General features: G+C 28.5%; 11 protein-coding genes. 6 read left to right on the top strand and 5 right to left on the bottom strand.

The window, feature by feature from the left end; translation table 11 throughout:
* The first annotated feature begins 5 nt into the window (after nucleotides 1–5).
* The 6 genes from glpT to QM495_RS11415 all read left to right on the top strand — a co-directional run bounded on the left by glpT (nucleotide 6) and on the right by QM495_RS11415 (nucleotide 10,057).
* Nucleotides 6–1,343, top strand: a complete 1,338-nt coding sequence (gene glpT, locus QM495_RS11440; RefSeq protein WP_408672246.1) for a glycerol-3-phosphate transporter — start codon at nucleotides 6–8, stop codon at nucleotides 1,341–1,343.
* Between the two features lie 103 nt (nucleotides 1,344–1,446).
* Nucleotides 1,447–3,957, top strand: coding sequence for a DUF5686 family protein (locus QM495_RS11435; RefSeq protein WP_408672245.1), 2,511 nt, complete (start codon nucleotides 1,447–1,449; stop codon nucleotides 3,955–3,957).
* 54 nt (nucleotides 3,958–4,011) lie between these two features.
* A complete protein-coding gene (locus QM495_RS11430; protein ID WP_408672244.1) occupies nucleotides 4,012–6,387 on the top strand; it encodes an efflux RND transporter permease subunit in 2,376 nt (791 codons plus the stop codon).
* A gap of 67 nt (nucleotides 6,388–6,454) precedes the next feature.
* Nucleotides 6,455–7,888 carry an asparagine--tRNA ligase gene (gene asnS / locus QM495_RS11425; protein ID WP_408672243.1) on the top strand — a complete coding sequence of 478 codons (1,434 nt, stop codon included), beginning with the start codon at nucleotides 6,455–6,457 and terminating at the stop codon, nucleotides 7,886–7,888.
* Between the two features lie 81 nt (nucleotides 7,889–7,969).
* Entirely contained in the window at nucleotides 7,970–9,427 is a 1,458-nt protein-coding gene (gene rpoN / locus QM495_RS11420; RefSeq protein WP_408672242.1) for an RNA polymerase factor sigma-54, read from the top strand.
* A 21-nt stretch (nucleotides 9,428–9,448) separates the two neighbouring features.
* The gene (locus QM495_RS11415; protein ID WP_408672241.1) at nucleotides 9,449–10,057 is read left to right on the top strand and encodes a hypothetical protein; all 609 of its coding nucleotides are present in this window, start codon (nucleotides 9,449–9,451) and stop codon (nucleotides 10,055–10,057) included.
* On the opposite strand, the gene QM495_RS11410 is transcribed toward QM495_RS11415, so the two are convergent.
* The 5 genes from QM495_RS11410 to QM495_RS11390 all read right to left on the bottom strand — a co-directional run bounded on the left by QM495_RS11410 (nucleotide 10,045) and on the right by QM495_RS11390 (nucleotide 13,118).
* On the bottom strand, nucleotides 10,045–10,719 hold the full coding sequence (locus QM495_RS11410) for a porin family protein (RefSeq protein WP_408672240.1): 675 nt from the start codon (nucleotides 10,717–10,719) through the stop codon (nucleotides 10,045–10,047). The two genes, QM495_RS11415 and QM495_RS11410, sit on opposite strands and share 13 nt — an antisense overlap.
* A gap of 81 nt (nucleotides 10,720–10,800) precedes the next feature.
* Entirely contained in the window at nucleotides 10,801–11,271 is a 471-nt protein-coding gene (locus tag QM495_RS11405; RefSeq protein WP_408672239.1) for an ExbD/TolR family protein, read from the bottom strand.
* A 9-nt stretch (nucleotides 11,272–11,280) separates the two neighbouring features.
* Nucleotides 11,281–11,895 (bottom strand): ExbD/TolR family protein, encoded by a 615-nt coding sequence (locus QM495_RS11400; RefSeq protein WP_408672238.1) that lies wholly within the window; start codon nucleotides 11,893–11,895, stop codon nucleotides 11,281–11,283.
* A 6-nt stretch (nucleotides 11,896–11,901) separates the two neighbouring features.
* Entirely contained in the window at nucleotides 11,902–12,339 is a 438-nt protein-coding gene (locus QM495_RS11395; RefSeq protein WP_408672237.1) for a hypothetical protein, read from the bottom strand.
* 32 nt (nucleotides 12,340–12,371) lie between these two features.
* Nucleotides 12,372–13,118, bottom strand: a complete 747-nt coding sequence (locus QM495_RS11390; RefSeq protein WP_408672236.1) for a MotA/TolQ/ExbB proton channel family protein — start codon at nucleotides 13,116–13,118, stop codon at nucleotides 12,372–12,374.
* Between the last annotated feature and the right edge of the window lie 34 nt (nucleotides 13,119–13,152).

The following is a 13,152-nucleotide window of genomic DNA, read 5'->3' as shown; positions in this document are numbered from 1 at the left end:
CAATTATGATTAAAATTTTTAAACCCGCAACTCATAAAAAATTACTTCCTGAAAACAAAATTGATTCAACGTATAAACGTTTAAGATTACAAGTTTTTTTAGGAATTTTTGTTGGGTACGCAGGTTATTATTTAGTTAGAAAAGTGTTTTCATTGATAATGCCCGATTTAGTAGCATTAGGATTTTCTAAAACTCAATTAGGTTTTGCTTTGTCTGGAGTTTCTATTGCTTATGGATTAAGTAAATTTATTATGGGAAATGTTTCAGACCGAAGTAATGCACGTAATTTTATGACTACAGGCTTGGTATTATCAGCTTTTACAATGATTGTTATGGGAATTCTACCAGTTGCTACTTCATCAGTGGCAATTATGTTTGTTTTATTATTAATCAATGGTTGGTTTCAAGGAATGGGTTGGCCCCCAAGTGGAAGAGTAATGGTTCATTGGTTTTCTATTAGAGAACGCGGAACAAAAATGTCTATTTGGAATGTTGCTCACAATGTTGGTGGTGGAATTATTGGTCCACTTGCAATTTTAGGTTTTGCTATTTTTGCTGATTGGCATGCTAAATTATACTTTCCTGGTTTTATTGCTTTGGCTGTTGCATTAATAACTTGGTTTTTATTAAGAGATACTCCACAATCTTGTGGGCTTCCAAATATTGAAGCTTATAAAAATGATTATCCAGATTCATATTCTGAAAAATTTGAACAAGAGATGTCGGCAAAAGAAATTTTCTTTAAATACATCTTCAAAAATAAATTATTATGGTCTATAGCTTTTGCAAACGCATTTGTTTATTTGGTACGTTATGGTGTTTTAGATTGGGCGCCACTATATCTTGAAGAAAGCAAAGGTTTTTCAATTCAAGAAACTGGTTGGGCATATTTTGCTTATGAATGGGCAGGCATTCCTGGAACACTACTTTGTGGTTATTTAAGTGATAAAATTTTTAAGGGGAAAAGAGCTCCGGTAAGTATTATTTATATGCTACTTGTTATGGTTTCATTATTTATGTATTGGACAAGCCAATCTATTTTAGCAAATTCAATAGCCTTAATTTTTATTGGTTTTTTAATTTATGGTCCAGTGATGTTAATTGGAGTTCAGGCATTGGATTTAGTACCTAAAAAAGCTGCGGGTACTGCAGCTGGATTAACTGGTTTGTTTGGTTATTTAGGTGGCGCATTATTTGCAAATATTGCCATGGGAGCTGTTGTTGATAAGTGGGATTGGTCTGGTGGATTTGTGGTACTTATTGGGTCTTGTGTAATTTCTATAGCACTTTTAGGTCTTTCTTGGTATCATGAATCAAATGGGCACAATGGAATTCACGCATAAAAATAAGTTTGAATTTTAAGTTAAACTTATCACAATTGAACCTAAAGGAAATTTACTTTTTTGAATTACCTTATATTTGTGCTATTCAGAAGAAATTTACTCAATGAAAAATATCCTTTTAGTAATATTACTAATCCCTTTTTTTGCAATTTCACAAACTAAAATTCAAGGAATTGTTTTGGATAGTAAAACAAAACAACCACTTCCTTTTGCATCTATTATAACAAATACCAACTTTGGAACTTTAACCGATGTAGATGGTAAATTTTACATAAAAACAAAAAATACTTTTAACCAAATTTCTATTTCTTATGTTGGCTATCAATCTGTTTCAGTTGCTATTCATAAAAATGACAAGTTTATCCGTGTAAAATTAAAATCTTCCATAGAAAATTTAGAGGAAGTTTTGATAACTGCTAAAGAAAATCCGGCTTTACAAATTATTAGAAACGCCATTAAAAACAAGTCAAAAAATAACATTGAAAAATCACTAAATTCATTCAAATTTAATTCATATAATAAAATTTTAGTAACTGCAAACCCCGATTCTATAAACGGTAATGTAGATTCTGTTTTTGTTGTTAAAGAAGGTGTTAAAACATTTAAAAAACTAGATTCATCAAATTACAAATTCAAAAAAGAAATAGACAAACAACATTTATATATCTCAGAAAAAATTTCTGAATTTCAATTTCAAAAAGGGAAGAAGAAAAAGGAAGTTATTTTAGCTTCAAGAATGGCTGGCTTACAACAACCTATTTATGAATTATTGGCTATTACGTTTCAAGATTTTTCGTTTTATAATGAATTTTATACACTTGCAGGTACGCAGTACACAAATCCAATTGCTAACAATGCTTTAAAACAATACAATTATAAAATATTAGATACAATTGCTACGGAAAGCGGAAATTCAATTTTAATTTATTTTAAACCTAAAGAAAAAAAAGAAGTTTTAGGGATTGAAGGTGTTATGTATTTAGACACCAAAAGTTTTGCTATTACAAAAGCAATTGCCGAACTAAAGGGAATTGTAAATATTAAAGCTGTTCAAAATTTTAATTATATTAAAAAATATAATACTTGGTTTCCCAAAAACATGAATGTTATTTTAAAAAAAGGAGTTAATAGTGAAAATATTTCTTTGTTTGGTGGTACTGTAAAATTCAGTAAAGGTCAAAAGAACGATACCCTTAAAAACACTCGTAAAAAAGGACCAAGTGATGTTACCTATTTTATTTCAAAATCTGTAAATTCTAATGTAAAAATTAATATACCTGTTGTCGTAAAAAAATCATCCTCTACCATGCAGTTTAATGATGATGCCCATAAAAAAACAGCAGCTTTTTGGAATAACTACCGAACAGATTCATTAACAACTCGTGGAAAAAATACGTATACAACTTTAGATAGTTTAGCCTTAAAAGATGGTATTGAGAAAAAAATAAATTTAGCTCGTAATATTTTAAAAGGTTACTATCCAACAAAATACATCAATCTAAATATTGGAAAAATTATTAACTTAAATAATTATGAGGGCTTACGAATTGGTTTTGGAGGCGAAACTAACAGTAATTTTTCACCGAAATATAAATTAGAATCTTACCTTGCTTACGGAACAAAAGACACCGATTTTAAATATAGTTTTGGAGTTTCCTTTCGATTACATAAAGAAACAAATACATGGTTTGGAGTTAATTACACAAACGATTTAAAAGAAGCAGCTTCTTTAGATTTTATAGCAGAAAACACTTCGTTTTCGCCTATAAACCCAAGAAACTTAAATGTTAGCAAATTTTACCAATACAAAACTGTAAGTACGTATATTAAACATGACATTCAACCAAATTTCGAAGCTAAAATTCAATTAAACTCAGGTGATTATAAACCTTTGTTTGAGTATCAATTTATCTCTTCAACTAAAAATTTATCTGAGTATAAATTAACTACAGCCACTTTAGGGTTACAATACAATCCTAAAAGTGAATATATGAATTCGCCTTTAGGAAAATTAAAAATTAGAAATAGATTTCCACAATTTACACTTCAACTTACTAAAAGCTTTGAAAATATATTTGACAGTGATTTTGATTTTACACAGTTAAATTTTAGAATTTTACATAAAATTAAACGCTTAAGAAAAGCAACAACACATATTTTATTTGAAGGTGGAATTGTTTTTGGTGATGCTCCAATTTCACATTTGTACAATTCAACACCTAATTATACTTTTAAAAATCCTTGGCGAAAACGAATTACACTTGCTGGTAAAAACAGCTTTGAAACTATGGGTTATAACGAATTTATTTCAGATAAATTTATAGCAATTCACCTAAAACATGAAATAAAATCTTTTAAAATCACCAAAAAATTTAAACCTCAATTAACTATAGTTACAAGAGTTGCAATTGGTGATATTAAAAATTCCTCATACCATTTAGGTCTAGATTTTAAAAGTCTTAAAAAAGGATATATAGAAAGTGGTTTAGAGTTTAATAGCCTTTTTAAAGGTTTTGGTTTAAGTGCATTTTATAGATATGGTGCTTATAAAAACCCTGAATGGAGTGATAATTTAGCAGTAAAATTAACTTATAAATTAAGATTAGGATTTTAAATAACCACACACCAAAACCTCAACTATTTTTTTAACTTTGCAAAAAACTTTTAAATGGATTTTTGGACTCATGTTTCTAGAGTAATCTTAAAAGGAAGATATTTTATACTTGTATTAATAGCTGCTTTTACCTTTTTTTTAGCTTCACAAATGCAGTATATGCGTTTTTCGTATACCGAAGCAAATTTATTACCCGCAAATCATAAAATTAATATTGAATACAATCATTTTTTAGACCTTTTTGGAGAAGAAGGTAATCTAATAATTTTAGCAACTAACGACTCAACAGTATTTACTCCAAAAAAATTTAATGCTTGGAATAAACTTTCAAAAACATTAGACAGCCTATCTCAAGTAGATTTCACTGTTGCTATTGGTGATATTAAAAAATTAAAAAAAAATACAAAAGAGCAAAAATTTGATGTTGAACCTCTTTATGATAAAACTCCTGAAACAACTAAAGAAGTTTTAAAAATAAAAACCGAACTTTTTGAAAACCTCCCTTTCTTCGATAATATTTTATTCAATAAAAAAACAGGAACCATTAGAACCGTTGTTTATCTCAAAAAAGAAATTGTAAATACTGCTGCTCGTAAAGATTTTGTTTTCGATATATTAAATCCAACTATTGCACAGTTTGAGAAAGAACACCATATAAATATTAGAGTTTCAGGAATGCCCTACATACGTACCATGAATGCTCAAAATATTATTGATGAAATTGGGCTTTTTGTGGGCTTAGCTCTTGGTGTTACAGCATTAATTTTCTTCTTCTTTTTCCGTTCAATTAGAGCTACGTTTATTACTCTTTTGGTAGTAAGTATTGGTGTAATTTGGGCCTTTGGTTTTATTGGTTTATTTAGATATGAAATTACAGTATTAATGGCGTTAATACCACCTTTAATAATTGTAATTGGTGTGCCAAATGCCATATTTTTAATAAATAAATATCAGCAAGAAGTAAAAAAACACGGAAACCAAGCAAAATCATTACAACGTGTTATTACTAAAGTTGGTAACGCAACTTTAATGACGAATGCAACAACAGCCTTAGGTTTTGGAACATTTATTTTTACTAAGAGTCAGCTTTTAAGAGAATTTGGTACCATTGCTTCCATTAACATTCTTGGAATTTTTATTTTGGCCTTATTAATTATACCTATAATGTATAGTTTTATGCCACTTCCAAAAGAAAAACATTTAAAACATTTAGAGCGAAAATGGATTGAAGTTATCATAAAATGGATGGAAAACATTGTTAGAAATCATAGAATTTCAGTTTATAGTATAACTATTGCTTTGATTTTTATTAGTATGATTGGTATTTATCAAATTAAAGTATCTGGAAGTATTATTGAGGACATGCCAAAAGGAGAAGATTTCTTTAAAGATATTCTATTTTTTGAAGAAGAATTTGGTGGTATTATGCCTTTAGAAATTGTAGTTGATACCAAAACCGAAAAAGGTGTTATGAAACTTTCTACGCTTAAACGCATGAATAAACTAGATGAAACTATTGATGAAATTCCACAGCTTTCTAAATCAATTTCAATTTTAAATTTAGTAAAATATTCTAAACAAGCATTTTACGGCGGAAACCCAAAATATTATCAATTACCAACCAATCAAGAAAAAAACTGGATTTTATCTTATACAAAAAATTCTTCCTCTAATAATAATTTAATGAAGAATTTTGTTGATTCAACAGGTCGATACGCTCGTATTACAACCTTTATGAAAGATATAGGTACAGATAAAATGGCACTAATTGAAGAGCGTTTACAACAAAAAATAGATAAAGAGTTTCCTAAAGAAAAATATAACGTTACCATGACCGGTAAAGCACTTGTGTTTTTAAAAGGAACTAATTTTTTAATTAACAACTTAATAGTTTCGCTTTCATTAGCCATATTTTTAATTGCAATTTTTATGGCATTTCTATTTCGTTCTTTTAGAATGATTTTAATTTCATTAATACCAAATATATTTCCTTTATTAATTACGGCAGGTTTAATGGGGTATTTAGGGGTTCCTATAAAGCCATCAACTATTTTAGTATTTAGTATTGCTTTTGGTATTTCAGTAGATGATACTATTCACTTTTTAGCCAAATATAGACAAGAATTAAAAGAAAATAATTGGAGGATTAAACAATCTGTTTATAATGCATTAAGAGAAACTGGTGTAAGTATGTTTTATACTTCTATAGTTTTATTTTTTGGTTTTTTAGTGTTTACCGTTTCAAGTTTTGGAGGAACAATTGCCTTAGGAGGTTTGGTTTCTATTACTTTATTATTTGCAATGATATCTAATCTATTACTTTTACCCTCTTTATTACTTTCTTTAGAAAAAAATATTGCTAACAAAGAAGTTTTTAAAGAACCAACTTTAGATATTTTATCTACTGAAGATGAAAATGGGGATAAATAAAGAATAAGGTTAGTTTTTTTGCTTTTTCAATTGTTATGGTATCTTTGCAACTCTTAAAATTTTGATTATGACAAGAACGAATGTTGCTGAACTTTTAAGTTCAGATAAATTTTTACAAGAAGTAACGCTAAAAGGTTGGGTTAGAACATTTAGAGCTAACCGTTTTATTGCTTTAAATGATGGTTCTACCATAAATAATATACAATGCGTTGTTGATTTTGAAAATACTGATGAAAGTGTTTTAAAACGTATATCAACAGGTGCTTCAGTTTCAATAAAAGGGACTTTAATTGAAAGCCTAGGAAAAGGGCAAACTGTTGAAATAAAAGTATCTGAAATTGAAATTTTAGGAGATTCAAATCCTGAAGAATATCCTATTCAACCAAAAAAACACAGTTTTGAATTTTTAAGAGAAAATGCTCACTTACGAATAAGAACCAATACTTTTAGTGCAGTGATGCGTTTACGATCATCATTATCGTTCGCAGTTCACAAGTATTTTACTGAAAATGGTTTTTATAATTTTCATGCACCAATAATTACAGGTTCAGATGCTGAAGGAGCTGGTGAAATGTTTAATGTTACAACATTAAATGTTGAAAATTTACCTAAAACTGAAGATGGCGCTATTGACCGTTCAAAAGATTTCTTCGGAAAAACAACAAATCTAACCGTTTCTGGTCAATTAGAAGCTGAAACTTACGCCATGGCTTTAGGTAAAGTATATACTTTTGGACCAACTTTTAGAGCTGAAAACTCAAATACAACTCGTCACTTATCTGAATTTTGGATGATTGAACCTGAAGTTGCTTTCAATAATTTAGATGACAATATGGATTTAGCAGAAGACTTTATAAAATCTGTAATATCATATGTTTTAAAAAATTGTAAAGACGATTTAGCTTTTTTAGATAACAGGTTAACACAAGAAGATAAAACAAAACCAACTATTGAACGTAATGAAATGTCGTTATTAGAAAAGTTAAATTTTGTTGTAGAAAACAATTTTAAACGTGTAAGTTATACTGAAGCAATTGATATTTTAAGAAATTGTAAACCTAATAAAAAGAGAAAATTTCAATATATCATTAATGAATGGGGAGCAGATTTACAAAGTGAACACGAGCGTTTTTTAGTAGAAAAACACTTTAAATGTCCAGTAATTTTATTTGATTATCCGGCTAATATTAAAGCTTTTTATATGCGTTTAAATGAAGATGGAAAAACAGTTCGTGCAATGGATGTCCTTTTTCCTGGTATTGGCGAAATAGTTGGAGGGAGCCAACGTGAAGAACGCTTAGACGTTTTACAACAAAAAATGGCTGAGTTAGGTGTTGACGAAAAAGAATTATGGTGGTATTTAGACACCCGTAAATTTGGAACAGCTGTACATAGTGGTTTTGGGCTAGGTTTTGAACGTTTAGTTCAATTTACAACTGGAATGGGAAATATACGAGATGTAATTCCTTACCCTCGTACACCTCAAAACGCAGAATTTTAATTAATCTTTTAAAAAGAGTATCTGACAACTAATCGCATGCTTTTTATATATATTTTTAACCAACGGTTTTCTGTTTAACAAATGCTAAAACAAAGTTTAAATTTTAAATTATTACAAAAATTATCTCCTCAACAAATTCAGTTGATGAAGATGATTCAATTGCCTACACAAGCTTTTGAACAACGTTTAAAACAAGAGTTAGAAGAAAACCCTGCTTTAGAAAGTGGTAAAGAAAATGCAGATGAATATGAAGATTTAAATTCAGATGATGATTTTGATTCTGCAGGAAATGAAAACATTGAAACTGAAGATATAAATATTGATGAGTATTTAAGTGATGATGAAATTCCAAATTATAAAACACAAGCAAACAACTACTCTTCAGATGATGAAGAAAAGCACATACCTTATGCTTCTGGCACCTCTTTTACACAATATTTAAAAAATCAAATAAATACCATACGATTAACTGATGAAGAAGTAATTATTACAGATTTTTTAATTGGAAGTATTGATGATAGTGGTTACATTAGAAGAGATTTAATTGATATTTTAGATGATTTAGCTTTCACACAAAATATTTTTACAACTAAAGAAGAATTAGAACGACTTCTAAAAATAGTTCAACAGTTGGACCCTGCAGGCGTGGGGGCAAGAGATTTAATGGAATGTTTACTTATTCAACTGAAACGTAAAAAAGAAAAACCAAGCAGCACTTTAGCCATAAAAATATTAGAAAATTCTTTTGATCATTTTGTAAAAAAACATTACACTAAACTATTGCAAAAATTTCATATTTCGGAAGAAACGTTAAAGGAAGCAATTCAACAAATTGAAAAACTTAATCCAAAACCAGGAGGTTCATTTGTTAGTAGTAACAAAATTGCAGAACAAATTGTACCTGATTTTACAATTAGAATTATTGAAGGAGAACTAGAACTTACATTAAATTCTAGAAATGTTCCAGAATTACATATTTCAAATGAATATAACAATTTATTAAAGGGTTATAAAGACTCGAAGAATAAATCAAGGTCACAAAAAGATGCGGTTATGTTTATCAAACAAAAATTAGATGCTGCAAAATGGTTTATAGATGCCGTAAAACAGCGTCAACAAACTTTATTTCTAAATATGAATGCTATTATTCAGCACCAAAAAGAATATTTTTTAACCGGTGATGAGAGAAAGCTAAAGCCCATGATATTAAAAGATATTGCTGATGTTATTGATATGGATGTCTCAACAGTTTCTAGAGTAGCAAATAGTAAATATGTTTCTACACCCTACGGAACAAAATTAATTAAAGAATTCTTCTCTGAATCAATGAAGAATGATCAAGGAGAAGATGTATCAACAAAAGAAATAAAAAAAATATTAGAAACTGTAATAATTGAAGAGGATAAAAAGAAGCCCTTAACAGACGATAAATTATCTATTGTATTAAAAGAAAAAGGGTATCCAATTGCCAGAAGAACAATTGCAAAATATAGAGAACAACTTAATATTCCAGTTGCACGATTAAGAAAAGAAATGTAGCCAAAATTGTAATAATAGTTTATGAAATTTTCAAAATTTATATCATACTTTTTCCATCCTATTAATTTTCCAATTATTGGAACAATTTTATATTTTTTATTAATTCCTGAATATATTTTTAAACCTCAAGAACATATTATAATTATAGTTATCTTAATTGGGACTTATTTATTTCCTTTGTTTCTTCTAGTACTTCTGAAGTATTTTAAAATGATTGATAGTTATCATATGGTATCTATTGAAGAACGAAAGTTTCCAACGTTATTATTTATTTCAATTTCATTTATTTTAGGAAATTGGCTTTATAAATCAAACGTTGTTGATATCTTATCTTTATTTTATTTTGGCTACGGACTTGTGTTAATTTTTTCCTATTTAATGCTGTATTTTAAACTTAAAATAAGTCTTCATACGGCTGCAATAGGTGGGTTAATAGGGTTTTTATTTCACTTTAGTTATTACTATAAATTAAATTTAATAATACTATTATCTCTACTTTTTTTGATAAGTGGTTTAATTGCATCGTCAAGATTAAGATTACAAGCTCATAAAACAAGAGAAGTAATTTTGGGGTTTATTTTAGGTATAATTTCTCAATTTATGGTTTACTTTATTTACTACATAATATAGAATTTCACACCTACATTAAAATCTTTTAAATTAAGATTTGTTCCATTTAAATCTCCATTTTTAAAAATGGGATTTAAACCATAATAAACATATAAATTCCAAGTACCAAATCCTGTTGCTAATGTGAGTCCATATTGAAATTTATTAAATTTAGAGCTGTTTCTAATTATAAATGTTTCTAAAGAATCTTTAAAAGTTGATTTGGCCATTAACACATATGAAACTTTAAAACCTCCATAAATTCTCCAAAATTTATACCTATTTAAAGTTGAATTTCTCCATCTTATTTCAAAAGGTAATTCAACTGTACTAATTCCAAATCTATTGGTATTATAATCTTGCGCTATTTCAAAAAAAGTAACGGAATTTACTTCTGTAATTTTTAAATTCTGAATAAAGACATTGTAAGCATATCCAATGCCAATACCAATGCCAAAATTACGCTGTGAGTTAAATGGAATATCTTTTATAAAACCAATAGATACACCACCTGAAAATCCATTTTGGACAATGGTAACAGGCTTTTGCAATAAAATATTATACGTTAGTGATAAATATATTTGGTCCTCTAAATATCTTGGATTAATGGTACTATCATTCTCTTGAGCTCCAAGGTGAATAAAAATAAATAAAAAACTAATTATAAACCAATACCTTTTCATATAACAAATATACTTTATAAAACTAAAAAAGGCAATCAAAAATAATTTGATTGCCTTCATATAATTAACGAGTTTATAATACTAATAATTCGTTTTAATACTACTACCTCTTGTAGAAGAAAAACTAATTTTTAACGCATTAATATCTCTCAATTGCTCTTTAATATCTAAAATTGTACCTACATTAGCTCCTTTATCAGCTTTAATAGAAGTTGTCATATATTTTACTTCTTCCTCACTTCTTAAGGCTCTTTCAGCAAAAATAAAGTTAGGGATATCTTTTACATCAATAATTTTATCATTTACTTGAATTTTATCTCCAGATATTCTTGAATCTTTTGATTTTCCAACATAAATGGTACTTACCAAACTTTTATGCTCCAACTTTTTAACTTCTGTTGCATTTGGAAGTTTTGGTTTTTGAATTACCAAATCAGTTTCCCTCATGGTGGTTGTTACCATAAAAAAGAATAACAACATAAATACAATATCAGGTAAGGATGCTGTAGAAATAGCAGGTAATCCTTTTTTCTTCTTTTTAAATTTACTCATATTCTGATATTATTTAATTGGTTCTGGTTCAGATATAATTTGAGGATAACTATCCTTCAAAAAATCAATTTTTGTTTTTAAACTTTTTGATCCATTATGCTTATAATCATCTAATAAATCTTTATAAGATCTTTGATATTTTTTTAAGGCTAATTTATTTCTAAGTTCATTATAAGCTCCTTCAATTTCATTTTGAATTGAAATATACATTCCATACGTTGTACCTCTATCACTTTGTAAAGAAATGATAGCTTTTGTTGGATGATCTGAAGATGCTGGATCTTTTGCTCCATTACAATAATCACAAGGTTCAGCAGGTTTTCCATCTTTTGATGTAGATAAACCTCCACCATTATCAATAAAATCCATTGCTAAACGCTTGATGTCTTTTACACCAACAAATTCATTTTCAATTAAAAGTTGATTATTTCTATTTACAACAATATCTAATACGTTCTTTTCTTTAATTATTACATCTGGCGGATTATCTACTTTTTCAGGTAATTTACGTGAAATACCTGAATCAACATCCATAGTTGTTGTTACTAAGAAAAATATAAGAAGCAAGAACGCAATGTCTGCCATTGAACCCGCATTAATTTCTGAGTTTTCTCTTCTTGCCATTTTTAGTTAATTTTTTACTAATGATTTAACAAAGTCTACAAAAAAGGCTCCAAAACCAATAATACCTAAAATGGCACTAAAGTTTATTCCTGTGCTTACCCATTTTGAGACACTACCTGCTTCTCCATCTTTCAATACTTTACCCATAGACATAACTGCGCCATCATCTGCTAAAGAATAAGCTATAACTAAAAATACAAGTAAAATCCCAACCCCCATTAAAGTTCTTTTTAAAGCTTCTGGATGTTTAATCATATTCAAAACTGAAAACACAACTGAAATAATGGCTGTTATAACTAATATAAAAATTGAAAATGAAATAAATGGAGACAAAATACTACTCTGTAGATCCGCATCAATTTTAAGAGCTTCATCCCCTTCAATCAAAATTCTGATGAAGAAAAAGAAACCTATCAACCCAATTAGCCCTGCGACTAATGTCAATATTTTTGATAATTTCTGATTCATAATTACTATTATTTTTTGTGTCTAACTAAAAGGTCTATAAGTGAAATTGAAGCATCTTCCATATTATTTACAATACTATCTACTTTAGAAATAATATAATTATAAAAAACCTGAAGAATAATTGCAACAACTAAACCAAATACGGTTGTTAATAATGCTACTTTAATACCACCTGCAACAACTGTTGGAGAAATATCACCCGCAGCTTGAATAGAGTCAAACGCTCCAATCATACCAATTACAGTTCCCATGAAACCAAGCATTGGTGCTAATGCAATAAATAATGATAACCAAGAAATATTTTTCTCTAATAATCCCATTTGAACTCCACCATAACCAACAACTGCTTTTTCAACGTTATCAATACCTTCATCCATCCTATCTAAACCTTGATAAAAAATTGAGGCAACAGGTCCTTTTGTATTTCTACAAACTTCTTTTGCTGCTTCTACTCCACCAGATTGTAAAGCTTCATCAACTTTATTTACTAATTTCTTAGTGTTAGTTGTAGCCATATTCAAATAGATAATTCTTTCAATTGCAATAGCTAAACCTAAAATTAAGGCTACTAATACAATTCCCATAAAGAAAGGGCCACCTTCAATAAAACGTTGTTTTAATTCTTGGTGAAATGTTTTAGATTCTGTTGCATCTGCAACTTGTTCAGTTTTAGCTGCATCCTGCGCTATAGCTTTAGGTGCTGCTCCAAATAACAATAATCCTGTAATTGCAAGGATAGTAAATACTCTTTTCATTGTGTAATAGTTAATTTATTAATTTTTCGGTTTA

The organism is Lutibacter sp. (assembly GCF_046055765.1).
GTDB lineage: Bacteria > Bacteroidota > Bacteroidia > Flavobacteriales > Flavobacteriaceae > Lutibacter.
This window is presented reverse-complemented; position numbering and strand designations above follow the sequence as displayed.